14 protein-coding genes and 1 pseudogene are annotated in these 18,371 nt (G+C 56.3%); 5 read left to right on the plus strand and 10 right to left on the minus strand.

Annotated elements, in window-relative coordinates; all coding sequences use genetic code 11:
* From QZ197_RS08005 to QZ197_RS08035, 7 genes and pseudogenes are all read right to left on the minus strand, one after another.
* Positions 1-310: pseudogene (locus QZ197_RS08005) on the minus strand (ABC transporter permease); the annotation flags it as partial.
* A 51-nt stretch (positions 311-361) separates the two neighbouring features.
* Positions 362-1,885, minus strand: a complete 1,524-nt coding sequence (locus QZ197_RS08010; RefSeq protein WP_296431369.1) for an ABC transporter ATP-binding protein — start codon at positions 1,883-1,885, stop codon at positions 362-364.
* Entirely contained in the window at positions 1,882-2,622 is a 741-nt protein-coding gene (gene xdhC / locus QZ197_RS08015; protein ID WP_296431370.1) for a xanthine dehydrogenase accessory protein XdhC, read from the minus strand. The genes QZ197_RS08010 and xdhC overlap by 4 nt, the downstream gene beginning before the upstream one ends.
* The gene (xdhB, locus tag QZ197_RS08020) at positions 2,619-5,000 is read right to left on the minus strand and encodes a xanthine dehydrogenase molybdopterin binding subunit (protein ID WP_296431371.1); all 2,382 of its coding nucleotides are present in this window, start codon (positions 4,998-5,000) and stop codon (positions 2,619-2,621) included. Before xdhB ends, xdhC begins: the two co-directional genes overlap by 4 nt.
* Entirely contained in the window at positions 4,997-6,352 is a 1,356-nt protein-coding gene (gene xdhA, locus QZ197_RS08025; RefSeq protein WP_296431372.1) for a xanthine dehydrogenase small subunit, read from the minus strand. The genes xdhB and xdhA overlap by 4 nt, the downstream gene beginning before the upstream one ends.
* Positions 6,353-6,498: 146 nt before the next feature.
* Positions 6,499-6,954, minus strand: coding sequence for an SRPBCC domain-containing protein (locus QZ197_RS08030; RefSeq protein WP_296431373.1), 456 nt, complete (start codon positions 6,952-6,954; stop codon positions 6,499-6,501).
* Positions 6,955-6,957: 3 nt separating this feature from the next.
* Positions 6,958-7,290, minus strand: coding sequence for a metalloregulator ArsR/SmtB family transcription factor (locus QZ197_RS08035; RefSeq protein WP_296431374.1), 333 nt, complete (start codon positions 7,288-7,290; stop codon positions 6,958-6,960).
* Positions 7,291-7,394: 104 nt separating this feature from the next.
* Here QZ197_RS08035 and dnaE point away from each other — a divergent pair, with 104 nt between their 5' ends.
* Complete coding sequence (dnaE, locus tag QZ197_RS08040; protein WP_296431375.1) at positions 7,395-10,889, plus strand: DNA polymerase III subunit alpha; 3,495 nt, start codon at positions 7,395-7,397, stop codon at positions 10,887-10,889.
* A gap of 6 nt (positions 10,890-10,895) precedes the next feature.
* On the opposite strand, the gene QZ197_RS08045 is transcribed toward dnaE, so the two are convergent.
* Positions 10,896-11,099 carry a SlyX family protein gene (locus QZ197_RS08045; protein ID WP_296431376.1) on the minus strand — a complete coding sequence of 68 codons (204 nt, stop codon included), beginning with the start codon at positions 11,097-11,099 and terminating at the stop codon, positions 10,896-10,898.
* A gap of 136 nt (positions 11,100-11,235) precedes the next feature.
* On the opposite strand from QZ197_RS08045, the gene hisS reads away from it, so the two are divergent.
* Genes hisS through hisG form a run of 3 tightly spaced genes read left to right on the plus strand, consistent with a single transcriptional unit; the run spans position 11,236 to position 14,476 of the window.
* On the plus strand, positions 11,236-12,714 hold the full coding sequence (gene hisS, locus QZ197_RS08050) for a histidine--tRNA ligase (RefSeq protein WP_296431377.1): 1,479 nt from the start codon (positions 11,236-11,238) through the stop codon (positions 12,712-12,714).
* Complete coding sequence (locus QZ197_RS08055) at positions 12,714-13,793, plus strand: ATP phosphoribosyltransferase regulatory subunit (protein WP_296431378.1); 1,080 nt, start codon at positions 12,714-12,716, stop codon at positions 13,791-13,793. The genes hisS and QZ197_RS08055 overlap by 1 nt, the downstream gene beginning before the upstream one ends.
* A complete protein-coding gene (hisG, locus tag QZ197_RS08060; protein WP_296431379.1) occupies positions 13,787-14,476 on the plus strand; it encodes an ATP phosphoribosyltransferase in 690 nt (229 codons plus the stop codon). Before QZ197_RS08055 ends, hisG begins: the two co-directional genes overlap by 7 nt.
* Here the strand turns inward: hisG and QZ197_RS08065 are convergent, their stop codons facing one another.
* Both QZ197_RS08065 and QZ197_RS08070 read right to left on the minus strand, forming a co-directional pair.
* Entirely contained in the window at positions 14,477-15,268 is a 792-nt protein-coding gene (locus tag QZ197_RS08065; protein ID WP_296431380.1) for a YkgJ family cysteine cluster protein, read from the minus strand. It abuts the gene before it with no gap.
* A gap of 12 nt (positions 15,269-15,280) precedes the next feature.
* Positions 15,281-15,712, minus strand: coding sequence for a DUF1489 domain-containing protein (locus QZ197_RS08070; RefSeq protein ID WP_296431381.1), 432 nt, complete (start codon positions 15,710-15,712; stop codon positions 15,281-15,283).
* A 221-nt stretch (positions 15,713-15,933) separates the two neighbouring features.
* Between QZ197_RS08070 and QZ197_RS08075 the strand changes: the two genes are divergently transcribed.
* Positions 15,934-18,216, plus strand: a complete 2,283-nt coding sequence (locus QZ197_RS08075; RefSeq protein ID WP_296431382.1) for an adenosylcobalamin-dependent ribonucleoside-diphosphate reductase — start codon at positions 15,934-15,936, stop codon at positions 18,214-18,216.
* Positions 18,217-18,371 lie beyond the last annotated feature (155 nt).

An 18,371-nucleotide genomic window follows, 5' to 3' on the forward strand; every position in this document is an offset into this window, starting at 1 on the left:
CTCCGAAAATTGCGCCGACAATATACTGGCCTTCTGCGCCAATGTTCCAAATCCCCGCACGAAACCCGAACGAAAGACCAATAGCGATCAACACCAAAGGCGCGCCCTTGATCAAAAGCTGGGGGCGGTAAAACCACGCAAATTCCGAAAACAGCGGGTCCAGAAAGATCGTTCTGATCGTGATAAATGGATTTTGGCCCAATGCTGCGAACAACAATCCACCACAAACCATCGTCAGCAGAACTGCCAATAAAGGGGTTGCATAGGTCCAAGCTTGCGACGGCTGCGGGCGCTTCTCAAGCATGATCATGCGCCATGCCCCATCTTCTTAATCATGAAAAAAATTCCGCCGGAGGCGTCCTTAAGCATCAACATGCGCCACCTCCATGTCATGCGCACCACCCAGCATGAGGCCGATTTCATCAACGGTCAGACCGACAGCAGGCCTTGGCTGGGACAACCGCCCTTCATTCAAAGCAGCAAAGCGATCAGAGATTTCCATCAATTCATCAAGGTCCTGACTAATCACAATTACGGCGGTGCCTTTGGCGGCCAAATCCAGCAGCGCCTGCCGGATCGCGGCCGCAGCAGAGGCATCAACGCCCCATGTTGGTTGGTTCACCACCAAAACCTCGGGCGCTTGCATGATCTCGCGGCCAATCACGAATTTCTGCAAATTGCCGCCAGACAATGACCGAGCAACGTTTTGGGGCCCAGGGGTGCGCACATCGAAAGCTGCAATAACGCTTTTCGCAAATTCCTTGGCTTTTCCCCAGTGCAGAAACCCGTTTGTGGTCAGGTCTTGCCGCGTCATTGCGGTTAAGATCGCGTTTTCTGTTAGGCTCATATCAGGGGCCGCGGCATGGCCCATACGTTCTTCGGGTGCGGCCAGCAGGCCGATTTTGCGCCGTGCGTTGGGGGGCAAATGCCCGATATCGTCGCCCTTATATGTGATCATCGAGGGTGCAGATTTCATTTCGCCAGACAGCGCTAAGACCAATTCATCCTGCCCGTTTCCTGCAACGCCACCAATGCCCAGCACTTCGCCTTTGCGCACTGCAACGCTGATTTCGCGCAGTGGTGTGCCAAACCGGTGCGGTGCAGGCGCGCTGAGCCCGCTAAGTTCCAATACAGTCTCGCCCACCGGACGCGCGGCTTTTTCAGGGACATGCAGCACTGTGCCGACCATAAGTTCCGCCATATCACGGGCGGACGTCGCACGCGGATCGCAGGTGCCAACCACCTGACCCAATCGCAACACTGTGGCATTGTCACAAAGCGCGCGAATTTCCTCAAGCTTGTGCGAGATATACAAGATCGCAGTGCCTTCGGCGCTAAGCTTGCGCAAAGTCTCGAACAAGATCGCGACCTCTTGCGGGGTCAGCACCGATGTCGGCTCGTCCATGATCAAAAGCTTAGGATCTTGCAGTAAACAGCGGATAATTTCGACACGCTGGCGTTCACCTGCGGATAGCTCGCCCACAATGCGGGTCGGGTCCAACGGCAGACCATATTGATCAGAGACATGGCGCACACGGGCGGCGATTTCAGCCTGAGGCGGCGGTTTTTCCATACCAAGTGCAATGTTTTCGGCCACATTCATCGCATCGAAAAGCGAGAAGTGTTGGAACACCATCGCGACACCTGCGGCACGGGCTGCGCGTGGCTCGGCGGGTTGAAAGAGCTGGCCCTCAAGGGTCATTGTGCCTGCATCAGGTTTGACCAATCCGTAGATGGTTTTGACCAATGTCGACTTGCCCGCACCGTTTTCACCCAACAGCGCGTGAACTTCGCCGACGCCGATGTCGAACGACACGTCCTTGTTTGCTACAACACCGGGATAAGCCTTGGTCAGGCCGTCCAATCGCAAAAGCGGTTCAGTCATCCGGTACGATCCTTTTTCAGGCTGGCCTGCGGTTTGATCATGGCAGTTGCGACGCCAAGTGCAATCGCGCTTGGGTGCTTTCCAAGGCTTGGATCGCCGATTGGACACGCGATGCGCGAAATCTGTGCATGGGTATGCCCCAATGCCGCGAGCCTGCCTTTAAACCGCGCCCATTTGGTCGCAGAACCGATCAAGCCCGCGCTGTTAAAGTCGTGTGACAGCACCGCATGGCACAGCGCGAGGTCGATTTCATGGCTGTACGTTAGAATCAGATGATCCGCATTTGCAGGCGCGTGTTTGACAGCGCGAGCCGGATCAGCGGCGACCAAAGTCGTGACATCAGTTTGGGGAAACCGATCTGCATGCGTATCAACCCATGTGACCGAAAAGTCTGGCATTGGCTGCATGACGTTCACAATCGCGCGCCCCACATGGCCCGCGCCGTAAATCCAAACCGGTCGAGGGGCGGGTTTGGTTAATTCCTCGGCCACCTCCCAAGTAAGACTAACCGCGCCGCCACAGCATTGGCCAAGCGCGGGGCCAAGCGGGATGCGGGCTTCATGCGATGTGCGCCCATCGCGCAGCATGCGACGCGCCTCTGCCATTGCTTCCCATTCCAGTGTGCCGCCGCCAATCGTCCCTTCGGTCCGCTCTGCAAAGACTAGCATTTGCGTACCAGCATCGCGCGGCACGGACCCTGCTGTCTTGGTCACAGTAATGCGAATAACGTCGGTCATCCGCGTGCACGCTTGACGGCACGCAGCACCTCTTCGGCGGTCGCAGGGGCCTGCAAGTCGGGATAGTTGGACCCACAGCTAGCAACGGCATCCGACAATGCCAAAAATGCGGAAATACCCAACATAAACGGTGGCTCGCCCACGGCCTTGGAGCGATAAATCGTCTGTGCCGGGTTAGGCGCATCCCACAGGTCCACGTTGAATACGTCAGGACGATCCGAACAGGCGGGAATTTTGTAAGTTGCCGGTGCATGGGTCCGCAGGCGGCCTTTGTCGTCCCAAATCAGTTCTTCCGTGGTTAGCCAGCCCGCACCTTGGACATAGGCACCTTCGACCTGACCGATATCTAATGCAGGGTTTAAAGATGTGCCCGCGTCATGCAAGACGTCTGTGCGCAAAATGCGGTTCTCGCCAGTCAATGTGTCGATCACGACCTCGGTTATTGCAACGCCTTGTGCAAAATAGAAGAACGGCGTGCCTTCGCCCTTGATCCGGTCCCAAGACAGATCAGGTGTTTTGTAAAACCCGGTGGCAGATAGGCTGACACGGTTGGCATAAGCGGTTTGGGCTGCTTGCGCGAAGGTCATTTGCGCATCGCCGACAAAGACGTTGCCGTCTGCAAATCGCACATCTGCCGTGTCGTGCAATTCAGCCAAACAGGCCGCAATCCGGTCGCGAATTGTGTCGCAGGCATTGGCAACGGCCATCCCATTCAGGTCAGTACCAGAGGAGGCCGCCGTCGCCGATGTATTAGGAACTTTGCCAGTATCGGTCGCAGTAATCTTGACCTGTGACACATCAATACCAAAGCGCTGGGCTGCAACTTGCGCCACTTTCTGGAACAAGCCCTGACCCATTTCGGTCCCGCCGTGGTTCATATGAACCGAGCCATCCTGATACACATGCACCAAAGCACCCGCCTGATTGAGGTGGGTCAGCGTGAAGGAAATACCAAACTTGACAGGGCTCAGCGCAATGCCCTTTTTCAAAATAGGCCGCTTTGCATTCCACGCATCGATCGCATCGCGGCGGGCCTGATAGTCCGACGTCTCTAACAATCGATCTGTCATCGCGTGCAGAACAAAATCGGTGACTGGCATATGATAGGGCGTAGTTTGCACGATAGGCTTTGGTGAATGCGGCCCACGATACGGCACGCCCTTTCCAGTCTTCTTCTGTTCAGAAATACCTTCGGGGGGACGCGTAGCGTGGGGGGCAGACAGCCCCCCTTCATCCATTGCAGCATAATAATTCCGCTGCCGTACAAGCACCGGATCAAGCTCAAGCGTGCTTGCGATGTGATCCATCACACGTTCAATCCCGACAACACCTTGCGGGCCACCAAAACCCCGAAATGCGGTGGCTGATTGCGTGTTGGTTTTCAGCCGGTGCGAAGTGATCCGCACATTGGGCAAATGATAAGCATTGTCGGCATGCAGCATGGCGCGATCTGCGACTGGTATCGACAAATCCAGTGCCCAACCGCAACGCGTGATCTGCGTGAAATCGATCCCGCTCAACTGGCCATCGCCGTCAAAACCGACGTCATATGAAATGCGGAAATCATGGCGCTTGCCGGTGATCATCATATCGTCGTCACGGTCATAGCGCATTTTACAGGGCTGACCGGTTTGGCGCGCCGCAATGGCACAGCTAACCGCCAGCGCGTTGCCTTGGCTTTCCTTGCCGCCAAATCCACCACCCATGCGGCGCACTTCACAGCGGATCGCATTCATCGGCACGCCCAAAGCATCAGCGACCTTGTGCTGGATTTCGGTGGGGTGCTGGGTAGAGCTGTGCACAACCATATCCCCGCCTTCTTGGGGGAGGGCCAGGGCTGCTTGGCCTTCTAGGTAGAAATGTTCCTGACCGCCCATTTCGATCTGGCCATGCAAGCGATGTGGGGCAGTGCCAAGAGCACTCTCGACATCGCCTTTGGTCCAAATCCGCGGGCCATCCTCAAAACGGCTCTCTGCCGCAAGCGCTTGGTCCATTGTCAGGATCGGTGTTTCCTCGGTGTAATCAACATGCCCCAAACGCGCAGCTTTACGTGCTGCAAGGTGCGAGGTGGCAACGACTAGAAACAGTGGTTGCCCAAGGTAGTGAACGGTTCCCATTGCCAGCAAAGGCTCATCATGGACCGAGGGCGAGACATCATTGGCGAAAGGCAGATCATCCGCCGTCAGAACTGCGACGACGCCATCCGCAGCGCGCACTTTCGTCAGGTCAATCGTCGTGTAGCTGCCGCGCGCGATCTCGGACGTGCCAAAGGCCAAATGGAGCGTGCCGGTTGGCGTGGGGATGTCGTCGATATAGCGCGCAGCACCTGTGACATGCAGGGCGGCGGCATCGTGGGGCAAGGATTTTGCGACGCTCATGGGGCTACCTCTAACACGTTTGTTTGCGTGCCCGAGCGTTCAGCAAAATAGCGCAGCAACAGGTTTTCTGCGATTTCTAACCGATATCCGGCACTGGCGCGCATATCGCTCATTGGGGTGTAGTCGTCGCTGAAATGCTTGGCTGCGTTGGTGACTGTGTCCAATGTCCACGTGTTGCCAATCAGTGCGGCCTCGACCGCGTTCGCGCGGTGCGGTGTCCCTGCCATGCCGCCAAAGGCGATGCGCGCGGCGGTAACCTTGCCATCCACGACCGCCACGTCAAAACACCCGCAGACCGCCGAGATATCTTGGTCAAAACGTTTTGAGATTTTGTAACAGCGCAGGTTAGGTGCGACCTTGGGGATCGTGACGCCTGTCACCAGTTCACCGGGGGCGCGGTCTTGTTTGCCGTAAGCGATAAAGAAATCCGCAATCGGAATATCGCGCGACGTTGCCCCGTGGCGCAGATGCAGTGTCGCCCCAAGTGCGATTAACGCAGGCGGGTTGTCCCCGATGGGTGAGCCGTTGGCGATGTTGCCGCCGATCGTGGCCGCGTTGCGCACTTGCTCTGATCCATAGCGGCGCACCATTTCAGCGTAAGACGGGTGATGGTCACGCAAGACGGCCAGCACTTCGGTCATTGTGGCAGCCGCGCCGAAAGTGATGCTATCGTCGCTCACGGTGATTTGGCGCAGGTCCGCGCAGCGGTTCAGAAAGGCGACCGACGAAAGGTCGCGCAATTGTTTGGTCACCCATAGGCCGACATCGGTCGCACCCGCGACCAATGTGGCGTCAGGGTTGGCCGCGTACCAATCGGCAAGTTCGTTTAAATTTTCAGGGGCGTAGGGCTGTGCGTCTACGGCAGGTGCCGCTTCCTCAAGCCAATCAGCAGCGGGTGCAGCCTCGGCAGCTTTGGCCGCGCGGATGATCGGGGCGTAACCTGTGCAGCGGCACAAATTGCCCGCCAATACATCATCATGGTCGGTGCGGCCCGTGCTGTGACCAACGGCCATCGATGCAATAAAGCCGGGTGTGCAAAAGCCGCATTGCGATCCGTGGTGGGTAATCATTGCGTCTTGCACCGGATGTAAAGTGCCGTCAGGCGCGCTGATGCCTTCGACTGTGCGTACGACTTTGCCGTGAAGCTGGGGCATGAAAAGAATGCAGGCGTTCAGCGCCAAAGCACCGTTGTCGTCGCTGACCATCACCGTACAAGCGCCGCAATCGCCTTCGTTGCAGCCTTCCTTTGTGCCGCAAAGACCGCGGTCCTCGCGCAGCCAATCAAGCAGAGTGCGCGTTGGATCAGCATCCACCTGCACGGTTTCCCCGTTCAGAAGAAACGTCACGTTCATAGTGTAAAACCTGCCGCCTTACCAAATCAAACGAGGATGCTCAGATGTCGATGCGACGTAGACATCTGCCTCTTGTCTTAGTGACCACTATGAAAGCGGTCTGGCGCGCGTTTGGCAAGAAGTTCTTTTCGCGGTCGGTTTGAGGATCAGGCAATTGTCGCCGCGTGGCGTTCAAGATTGTCCATTCCTCCATTCCATCCAGTGTGAACTTCATCAAGGGTATCAGACCCCGAAAACGAGGATACCGCGACCGTTGTTTGCAGCTCTGTGTGCTTGCCATTGCTTTGCAAAACATAGGTCACAAGGCTGGTGCAAACCGCTGCGCCGCCGAAGATTAAAGTTTCTGTAAAGACTGCACGGTCAGGCGCGGTCAGGTCGTACCAGCGGGTGTCGACCACAAATTCGGGTGCGTCGGCAGGACCGAACCGATGCCGGTCTTGGCCGCCGACGCGAAGATCCGCAGTTTCGGTCTCAAGCAGGGTTGTCGCATCAGGCCCGCTCCAGTTTTCACGTGCTTTTGCGTCGGTCAAAAGGTGCCATAATCGGTCAACTGTCACAGGCATTATGCGGGTCAAGTTGAACGATTTTGTATCAAGGCTCATTGCTTAGTCCTTTTCATGGGCTGATATTTCTTGCGCAAGCGCTTCCAACCTGTCCATCCGCTGTTCCCAGATCGTGCGCTGCCAGGCCAGCCAGCCTTGTGCTTCGATTAGCGGGCCAGCTTCGATATGGCAGGTACGCACGCGTCCTTTTTTGATAGACCGTAAGATGCCGGTGTCTTCCAAAACGCGCAGATGGCGCATGAAGGTTGGCAGCGCCATTTGATGCGGCGCATGCAGTTCGCTGACGCTGGCGGGACCAGAGGCAAGACGCTCTATCACGGCGCGGCGGGTTGGGTCGGACATTGCGCCGAAGAATGTATCAAGTTGGTTAGTCATGTGGATTAGTATTCCTGTGAAAGCTGCGTTTGTCAAGAAGGTTAGTAATTTGGCTTACTAAGTTCATGACTTGCGATCACGCCGCCGTACGATACCTTGCAGACATGAAAACTGATCCCCGATTCATTCACCTGCGCGTACACACGGAATACTCTCTTCTAGAGGGTGCGATACCTGTGAAAAAGCTGCCCGGTTTGATTGCCGATATGCACATGCCTGCTGTTGCCGTGACCGATACCAACAACATGTTTTGCGCGTTGGAGTTTTCCGAAGGGGCCGCGAAAGCGGGTATTCAACCGATCATTGGTTGCCAGATTGATCTGACCTATTTGGCCGCAGAACCCGGAAAACGGCCAGAGGCACCCGCCCCAATTGTCCTGCTTGCGCAGAACGAGGCGGGTTATCTGAATTTGATGAAGTTGAATTCGTGCGCGTATCTGGATGCAGACGGGCAATTGCCGCAGGTTTCTGTTGATGATCTCGCGAAATATCATGCGGGATTGATCTGCTTGTCCGGTGGCCCTGACGGCCCTGTTGGCCGTTTACTGCGCCAAGGCCAGCGTCCTAAGGCCGAAATTTTGATGGACCAGTTGGCCGCTATTTATCCTGATCGCCTGTACGTCGAACTGCAACGCCACCCCGGTGACGGGCTGCCAGAGGCAGAGCGTTTGTCAGAGCGTGGCTTTGTCGAAATGGCCTATGCCAAGGGCCTGCCGTTGGTTGCAACAAACGATGTCTATTTCCCGAAGCCGTCACTTTACGAAGCGCATGACGCTCTGATCTGCATTTCCGAAGGCGCCTATGTCGACCAGCAAGAGCCGCGCCGCCGCTTGACGCCGCAGCACTATCTGAAATCTCCGCAAGAAATGATTACGCTATTTGCGGACTTGCCAGAGGCGATTGAAAACACCGTCGAGATTGCCAAACGTTGTGCTTTCAAAGTGTATAAGCGCGATCCGATCTTGCCGAAATTCGCCGATGACGAGGTCGCAGAATTGCGCAGGCAGGCCCAAGAAGGCCTGAAAGCGCGATTGGCCGTCATTCCGCATGCGGTGTCTGTTGAAGAGTATGAAAAGCGGCTCGAATTCGAATTGGGCATTATCGAAGGCATGGGTTTTCCGGGCTACTTTCTGATCGTTGCCGATTTTATCAAATGGGCCAAGGGCGAAGGCATCCCCGTAGGGCCGGGACGTGGTTCGGGTGCGGGCTCGTTGGTCGCATACGCGCTGCTGATCACCGACCTTGATCCGCTACGCTATTCGTTATTGTTCGAGCGGTTCTTGAACCCCGAACGTGTGTCGATGCCCGATTTCGACATCGACTTTTGTATGGATCGCCGCGAAGAGGTGATACGTTATGTGCAGGACAAATACGGGCGCGATAAGGTGGGGCAGATCATCACTTTTGGCGCGCTCTTGTCCAAGGCTGCCGTGCGCGATGTGGGCCGTGTGTTGCAGATGCCTTATGGGCAAGTGGACCGCATTTCCAAGATGATCCCTGTCGAAGGTGTCAAACCTGTCTCGATTGAAAAGGCATTGGCGGACGAGCCGCGCTTGCGTGAAGAAGCCAAAAACGAAGAGGTCGTGGACCGTCTGCTGACTTATGCCCAACAGGTCGAAGGGTTGTTGCGCAATGCTTCGACCCACGCGGCAGGCGTTGTGATTGGCGACAGGCCATTGGACGAGTTGGTGCCGCTATACCAAGACCCAAGATCCGATATGCCCGCAACCCAGTTTAACATGAAATGGGTGGAGCAGGCCGGATTGGTCAAGTTCGACTTTTTGGGATTGAAAACGCTAACGGTGATCCAGAACGCGGTTGAGCTGATCCGCAAAGCCGGGCGTCCGTTGAATTTGGCTGCTGACGGCACTCATCTTTATGATGTGCTTGAAGGCTTTGAATACGATATCGGGGCGATCCCGTTGGACGATGAAAAGTCCTATCAGCTTTATTCCAGTGCCAAAACCACCGCCGTGTTTCAGGTGGAATCCAGCGGCATGATGGACGCGCTCAAGCGGATGAAACCGACGTGTATCGAGGATATCGTGGCATTGGTGGCGCTGTATCGTCCGGGTCCGATGGAAAATATCCCGACCTATTGCGAGGTGAAAAACGGCCAAAAGGAACTGGAATCGATTCATCCGTCGATTGATCACATCCTCAAAGAAACCCAAGGCATCATCGTTTACCAAGAACAGGTGATGGAGATCGCGCAGGTCATGGGCGGCTATACCCTTGGCGGTGCTGATCTTTTGCGCCGTGCGATGGGTAAAAAGATCGCCGAAGAAATGGCCAAGGAACGCCCCAAGTTTGAGGCAGGTTCAAAGGCCAATGGTGTCGAGCCCAAGAAAGCGCGCGAGGTTTTCGACCTTCTTGAGAAGTTCGCAAACTACGGCTTCAACAAATCCCACGCGGCGGCCTATGCGGTCGTCAGCTATCAAACTGCATGGCTGAAGGCTAATCACCCGGTCGAGTTTATGGCCGGTGTGATGAACTGCGATATTCATCTGACTGACAAGCTGGGCGTCTATTTCCAAGAGGTCAAAAAGGGTCTGGCCATTGAATATACCCCGCCTTGTGTGAACCGCAGCCAAGCGACCTTTGACGTGAAGGATCAAAAGCTGGTCTATGCGCTGGGCGCGCTTAAGAACGTCGGCGTCGAGGCGATGAAATTGATCGTCGAAGGGCGCGGCGAGCGGGAATTTGTGAACCTGTTTGATTTCGCGCGACGCTGTGATCTCAAACGCATCAGTAAGCGTCCCTTGGAGATGCTTGCGCGGGCAGGAGCATTTGATGTTCTTGATCCCAATCGTCGGCGGGTGATGGGCAGCTTGGATGCGCTAACGGGATATTCTGCCGCGATCCATGACCAGAAGTCATCCAATCAGGTATCGCTATTCGGTGAAGCGGGCGATGACCTGCCAGAGCCGCGCTTGATGGGTGGCGAAGACTGGTTGCCCGCTGAACGCTTGGCCGAAGAATTCAAAGCGATCGGGTTTTATCTGTCGGGCCATCCTCTGGATGACTATATGGGCGCGCTGAAACGCAAGCAGGTCTTGACCTTGGACGAGGTGATTGCGCGTGCTGAAAAAGGTGCGGCTGTTGTGAAAATGGCTGGCACCGTGTCGGGGCGGCAGGAACGAAAATCTGCACGCGGGAACCGTTTTGCATTCGTGCAATTGTCTGATCCAACGGGGCAGTACGAAGTCACGATGTTCTCGGATACGCTCGAAGCCTCGCGCGAGTTCCTTGAGACCGGATCACAGGTTGTCATGACGTGCGAGGCGACGATGGAGGCGGATCAACTCAAGCTTTTGGGTCGCTCTGTCGGGCCGATTGACGCTGTTGTTGCAGATGCGGGGGGTGCCGGATTGCGGGTGTTCATCGATGGGCCAGAGGTGATCGGGTCAGTTGCAACGATCCTTGCCAATGCCGCCAAAGACGGGGTGCGCGGACGCGGGCCGATCTATTTCTGTCTCATGAACGATGACTTGCCCGGTGAGGTGGAATTGGACTTGGGCGATGAATTCCCTGTTAATCCGCAGATCAAGGGCGCGTTACGATCCTTGGGTGGTGTGATCGAAGTGGAAGACGCGTAGGCGCGTTTACCAATGCGGCGGGCGTTGATCTGAAAGTGGCACGGTGCCGCCGCCGTCAAGGTCACGCCCTGCTTCGCGTTCCATCAAAACGGCAATCCTGCGCGACGCCAAAGACAGCTCTGTCTCTTGGCGGGCGACGATATCTGACAAATCCTCGACTGTGCGAGAGAGGTGGGCGATTTGTTCTTCAAGGTGTGTGATGTCAGTCATGCGTGTTTCTTACACCGCGGTGTTTGAGAGGGGAAGATGCCGCGTTATGCGGTTTGATCGATCAAGACTGCATTGCCCCTGTCACAATGCCGCGTTAAACCGCCCAAGAATGTAGTGACCAGCAGGATTGACCCCAATGGCCAATGACAAAAAGCAACCCCGCCCAAAGGCGCAGACGCCCAAAGGGTTTCAGGATTATTTTGGCGTCGAAGTGACCGAACGGTCCGCGATGTTGTCCAAGATTGCGGCTGTCTATCATCGCTATGGTTTTGATGCTTTGGAAACCTCTGCCGTGGAAACGGTCGAGGCGCTGGGCAAGTTCCTTCCTGACGTTGATCGCCCGAACGAGGGTGTTTTTGCATGGGAAGAAGACAAAGACTGGTTGGCGCTGCGCTATGATCTGACGGCCCCGCTGGCGCGTGTTTATGCGCAGTTTCGCAATGATCTGCCGACGCCGTATCGTCGCTATGCGATGGGCCCTGTCTGGCGTAATGAAAAGCCCGGACCGGGACGGTTTCGTCAATTTTATCAGTGTGATGCAGATACTGTTGGCGCGCCAAGTGTGGCGGCTGACGCCGAGATTTGCGCGATGCTGTCCGATACGCTTGAAGCCGTTGGGATTGCCCGCGGTGACTACGTTATTCGGGTCAATAACCGTAAAGTTTTGAACGGTGTCATGGAAGTCGCAGGACTTTCGGGAGATGATAAAGAGGCCGCGCGCGGGATCGTGTTGCGTGCGATCGATAAGTTGGACCGGCTTGGGCCGGATGGTGTCCGTGATCTGTTGGGCGAAGGCCGCAAAGACGCCAGTGGTGATTTCACTAAGGGCGCAGGACTTGCTGCCGAAAAGGCCGAGGTCGTTATGGGCTTTATGGATGCCAAGCGTGACACAGGCGCCGCAACAGTCGCGCGTTTGCGCGAACTTGTAGCGGGGTCCGAGATTGGCGAAGAAGGCGTCGCCGAGCTTGAAACCATCGCTGATTTGCTGGCTGCACAAGGCTACGCCGCTGATCGGATTGAAATCGATCCGTCTGTCGTGCGTGGCCTCGGCTATTACACCGGTCCCGTCTACGAGGCCGAGCTCACCTTTGAAGTGACCGATGAAAAGGGGCGTCCGCGCAACTTTGGCTCGGTTGCGGGTGGTGGTCGTTATGACGATCTGGTCAAGCGTTTCACAGGGCAGGTCGTGCCTGCGACGGGTGTCTCCATTGGTGTCGACCGCTTGCTTGCAGCGTTGCGCGCCAAAGGTCGGACAGATCAAGCCTCCGCAGGGCCAGTCGTTGTGACCGTCATGGACCGCGACCGTATGGCCGACTATCAAACGATGGTGTCCGAACTGCGCAACGCGGGCATCCGTGCCGAGGTTTATTTGGGCAATCCCAAAAACTTTGGTAATCAGTTGAAATATGCGGACAAGCGTAATTCACCTGTTGCGATTATCGCGGGTGGCGATGAATTTGACGCGGGGATCGTGCAGATCAAGGACCTGATCTTGGGTGCTGAAATTGCCAAGAACGCGACTTTGGAAGAATGGAAAGACCGCCCCAGCCAATACGAGGTTCCGCGTGATCAATTGGTTGCAAAGGTTCGCGAAATTCTGGGTAGTCAATCCTAATGCCAACGAGCCCAGAGACATTGACCGAAGCACGCCGCTTGCGTGATCTGTTCGCCGCCAAAGGTGGGCGGGTCATCAAGGCCGACGTGTTGCAGCCTGCGGGCACGTTGCTGGACCTTTACGGCGAAGATATCCGCGCGCGGTCTTATTTGACCGCTGATCCATTGCGCGGTGAAATGGTATTGCGTCCTGATTTCACCGTTCCTGTCGTGCAGATGCATATGGAAAGCCGGGCTGATCCAGCGCGCTATACCTATTCCGGCAAGGTTTTTCGCAAGCAAGAAGAGGACGAAACCCGCGCCAATGAATATGTGCAGGTCGGCTATGAGGTCTTTGACGGTCAAAACCCTGCAGCCGCCGATGCCGAAGTTTTTGCGGCCATTGCAGACGGCCTATCAGGTCTGCCTGTGCGTGCGGCAACCGGTGATATCGGTGTGTTGATGGCAGCCGTGCGTGGGCTGAACACGACTGACGCGCGCAAGGCGGCATTGTTGCGCCATATCTGGCGACCTGCGCGGTTTCGTGCCCTGCTTAAGCGGTTTGGGTCCGGGGCTGTTGCGCCGTCCCGCGTGGCACTTTTGGCGGCGGATGATCCTTTTGCTTCGGTCACATCCGATATTGGTTTGCGAAGCCGTGCCGAGGTTGAGGCGCGGATCGCGGCACTGCGTGCCGATGCCGTCGCACCGCCGATAGCAAAGGATGAAATAGGTCTGATCGATGCGATTTTGAACCTGCGCGAAACGGCAACAAACGTGCTGAGTGCGTTGCGCGATATCGCAGTTGATATGCCCGCGATTGGGGATGCGGTGACGCGGATGGATGCGCGTCTTGCGGCCCTTGATGCGCGCGGTGTTGATGTTGCAGCGCTTGAGTTTGAAGGCAGCTATGGCCGGACGTCGCTAGAATATTACGACGGATTTGTATTTGGCTTTTACGCGGTAGACCGCCCTGAATTGCCGCCAGTGGCAACCGGTGGCCGCTATGACGCGCTGACAGCCCAACTGGGGCAGGGGCGCGCCGTGCCTGCTGTGGGCGGGGTGATCCGGCCCGATCTGGCACTGGAGATACGCACATGTTGAAGCTTGGCGTGCCGTCCAAAGGTCGGTTGATGGAAAAGACGTTCGACTGGTTCGGCGCACGTGGTGTGACCTTGCGCAAATCAGGGTCAGAGCGTGAATACGCGGGTGCGGTCGACGGGATTGATGGGATCGAACTGGTCCTGCTGTCTGCGGGCGAAATCCCGCGTGAATTGGCGGCGGGGAATATCCATCTTGGTGTGACGGGCTCTGATCTGGTGCGCGAAAAGCTGGCCAATTGGGATGCCCGTGTTGCGACCCTTGCGCCGATGGGCTTTGGCGGGGCTGATCTGATTATTGCTGTGCCGCAGGCTTGGGTTGATGTCAGCACGTTAGACGATCTTGATGCAGCGGCGGCTGCGTTTCGGCGGACGCACGGGTTTCGGATGCGGATTGCGACGAAATACCACCGTTTGGTTCGCGAATTCTTGCGTGATCAAGGTGTCGCTGACTATCAACTGATTGATAGCCAAGGGGCCACCGAAGGTACCGTCAAGAACGAGACCGCCGAGGCGATTGCCGACATTACATCGACAGGTGAAACGCTGCGCGCGAATGGCCTAAAAATTCTCGATGATGGGTTGATCCACGCAAGTCAGGCAACTCTCTTTCGCGGACGTCGCAACGATTGGACCAACGAGCAGCGTGTTGAACTAACCGCATTGCTGCGGGTTTTGGATATCTGATCACGCGCTCGCGGCGTTTGCCCCGTCGCGGCATGCGGTGTCCAAGGCGCTTGGTTTGTGACGTGCGTTCGCAAGGCTCGTCTCCGCGTCATCCCCCGCAACCGCGCCTGCTGCGACTGCTGCTAGGCTATAGCTGTGGACCTGGGTGATGCCCTTTAGAACCTGACGGCACAGCGCGTGCACTGCGAGGTAATCAAGGTGACTTCCCAGCAATCCCGCACCTTGTTCCGTCCCGCCTTCGGCGTTTTGGCGACAAGCCTCTGCATCTGTGGATAGAAATGACCGACAGATCATCGGGCGCGCGTCATAGACTCGGCAGCTTTGCGTTTCCGGGTCCAAGGCAGGACAAGCATTTTTGTGCCATGCGCGCCCGTCTGGCTGGCCTTGCAGCGGGGATAGCGCGGTATGAAGCGTTTTGGCCTCTGCTTGTGTGATCAACCCGCCTTCGCCGCCGGATAGGATGCAGCAAAACGCGCAACCGTCACTGCAGGCGGCTTTGCGCACGGCGTCAGGTGGCGTTTTGAGGATTTCGTCGCGCACTGCGGCCCCGAGGCGGCGCGATGCCTCGCCATTACCCATTTCGGCGATGACGTCGGTGACGGGCATTCCGTAGGTTTGGGCGGTTTGCAAATAGGATCGCAGGATACGTTTTGCGCGGTCTTCAAGGGGGGTGGTCAATCCTTTGATTTTGGCGCGAGTGATGCGCGCATCCAAGGCCGCCAAAGTGGGGGGACCGCCTGCAGCGGCTTTCTTGCTTAACCGGCGTGCGGCACGTGAGGATGTTGGTTTCATCGCATAGATATCCTACCGCACGCCAATGGCTGCAAGTGCTTTCGACAATTCTGGCGGTAGCGCTTCTTCGTCTTGGCGACCGTCGGGCAGATCGCGTGGTGCGTCCTCGACAGCGAGGTAACGCCAGCCTTGGAAGGCGCGTTTTGGGGTCGCCTCGACGCGGATCAAGCCCGTTTGGCACACGATTGAACAGCGCCGTATTCCATCCGCTGACAAGTATTCATCAAGGTGCAGGATGGGTTGACGGCACAAAATAACGCCTTTGATGACCCAAAAGATCGAGCCACCATTCAGGATTTCTTCACCGCGTTTGGGCCACATGCGCGTGACGTGGCGCGGCAGCCCGTCGTCGGTCTGCGCGCGCCGCGTGTTTTGCCACTCTTGCAAGCCAGCAATGTCTTCGGTGCCGACTGAAAGCTTCAGCATGTTGACTGTTTTAGGCATCAATCCCCCCCGGGATAGAAATGAAGTAACCCGCATTGGTGTGTTATCAATAGCGCGGCAAAGAAAGGTTTATGTTGTGTCGATATTGAGATCAACCGCTATATCTGGTAGGTGATTGATCGTGAAATAGTTGATGCTGCGATTGATTAGGTCGTTTTCATCGACTGCTGAACCCCGTAAGATAAACCTTCGCCCGTGACCCCAACAGGAGATTCTCTGCCATGACCGCCTTTTCTGCCCCTATCGCCGAACAAATCTGGGACATGAAGTACCGGTTTAAAGAGGCCGATGGAACGCCAATCGACGACACAGTCGAAGACACATGGCGGCGGATCGCAAAGGCCTTGGCCGTGGTCGAAGACGATCCGAAGACGTGGGAAGCCAAGTTTTACGACGCTTTGGCGGATTTCAAATACTTGCCTGCTGGCCGGATTACTGCGGGTGCGGGAACGGCCCGTTCCGTGACGCTGTTCAACTGCTTTGTGATGGGCACCGTGCCTGACAGCATGGGTGGCATATTTGATATGCTCAAAGAGGCGGCTTTGACCATGCAGCAAGGTGGCGGGATCGGTTATGATTTTTCGACCATCCGCCCCAAGGGTGCCGGTGTCATGGGTGTGGCGGCTGATGCGTCTGGTCCACTTTCTTTCATGGATGTCTGGGACGCAATGTGCCGGACAATCATGTCTGCCGGTTCGCGCCGAGGTGCGATGATGGCGACGATGCGGTGCGACCACCCTGATGTCGAAGATTTCATCACGGCCAAATCCGATGCTGCACGCCTGCGCATGTTCAATATGTCCGTGCTGATCACTGATCCGTTCATGGATGCCGTCAAGAAAGACGGACAGTGGGATCTGGTATTCAATGGCGAGGTCTACCGCACCGTGCAGGCCCGCGATTTGTGGGACGGGATCATGCGCTCCACATACGATTATGCGGAACCGGGTGTGATTTTCATTGACCGCATCAACCAGATGAACAACCTCAATTATTGTGAAACCATCGCGGCCACGAACCCCTGCGGGGAGCAGCCATTGCCGCCTTATGGCGCGTGTTTGCTAGGGTCGATCAACATGGCGCGGCTGGTGTCTGATCCGTTTGAGGCAGGTGCTGCCCTTGACGAAAACGCGCTTTCTGACTTGGTCGCGACTGCTGTTCGGATGATGGATAACGTCGTCGATGCGTCGCGTTTCCCGCTTGAAGCACAGCAAGCGGAAGCCAAAGCCAAGCGCCGGATCGGTTTGGGCGTGACGGGTCTCGCTGATGCGCTTTTGATGGTGGGACAACGCTATGGTTCCGAAGAGGCCGCAGCACAAACTGACAAGTGGATGCATCAGATCGCGCGTGCCTCCTATTTGGCGTCGGTTGAATTGGCCAAAGAAAAGGGCGCATTCCCGCTGTTCGATGCAGATCAGTTCTTAGCTAGTGGTGCCATGCAGGCGATGGATGAGGATGTGCGCGCCGCGATCCGTGAACACGGTATCCGCAATGCATTGCTGACATCGATTGCGCCGACCGGAACGATCAGCCTTTATGCAGGCAACGTTTCGTCAGGGATCGAACCTGTGTTTGCCTATGCCTATACGCGCAAGGTATTGCAGAAAGATGGATCGCGCACTGAAGAAGAAGTCGTCGATTATGCCGTCAAGATGTGGCGTGACCTCAAGGGCGATACACCTTTGCCGGACTACTTTGTGAACGCGCAAACGCTGGCCCCGCTGGATCATGTGCGCATGCAAGCGGCCGCGCAAAAATGGATCGACAGTTCGATTTCCAAAACAATCAACTGCCCCGAAGACATAAGCTTTGATGCATTCAAAGAGGTCTATATGGCCGCGTGGGATCAAGGTTGTAAGGGGTGCACAACCTACCGCCCCAATGACGTGACCGGGTCGGTTTTGTCCGTGAGCGCAGATACAACGCCTGCGGAAAAACCAGCATTGCTGCGTGAAAGTGACGAGGGCGCAGAAGTTGTCTATATGTCCGAACCGCTTGACCGTCCGCAGGAATTGGAAGGCGCGACCTATAAGCTCAAGTGGCCAGACAGCGAACATGCGATCTATATCACTGTGAATGATCTTGTGATTGCAGGGCACCGTCGCCCCTTTGAGGTCTTCATCAACTCCAAAAACATGGAGCACTTTGCGTGGACAGTTGCTCTGACGCGGATGATCTCGGCGGTGTTCCGGCGTGGTGGGGATGTGTCGTTCGTGGTCGAAGAACTCAAAGCCGTATTTGATCCGCGCGGAGGGGCGTGGATGCAGGGTAAATATGTGCCGTCGATTCTAGCTGCTATCGGCGGCGTGATGGAAAAGCACATGATCGCGACAGGGTTCCTGGCGGGCGAAGGCATGGGCTTAAAGGCTGATCCACAAGCTGATATTGTCGCGATCAACGGCGCGCCACGCGGCAAGGCTTGTTCTTCTTGTGGCGGGTACGAATTGCGGATGGTCGAAGGCTGCATGACCTGTGGGTCCTGCGGTTATTCCAAGTGTGGCTAGGTTTAGGCCAGCGGGTGTAAGTCACACCGATGAATTCCAAAGTAGACAGCAGAGCTGCAGGCTTTGAACGAAATAAGGGCAGCGTCTTGGCGCTGCCCTCAATCATTTCAACGACAGCCTTTGACTGCGGTTTGGCTGGTCTTTGTGTTTCGCCT

This window comes from Yoonia sp. (assembly GCF_017854415.1).
Lineage (GTDB): Bacteria > Pseudomonadota > Alphaproteobacteria > Rhodobacterales > Rhodobacteraceae > Yoonia.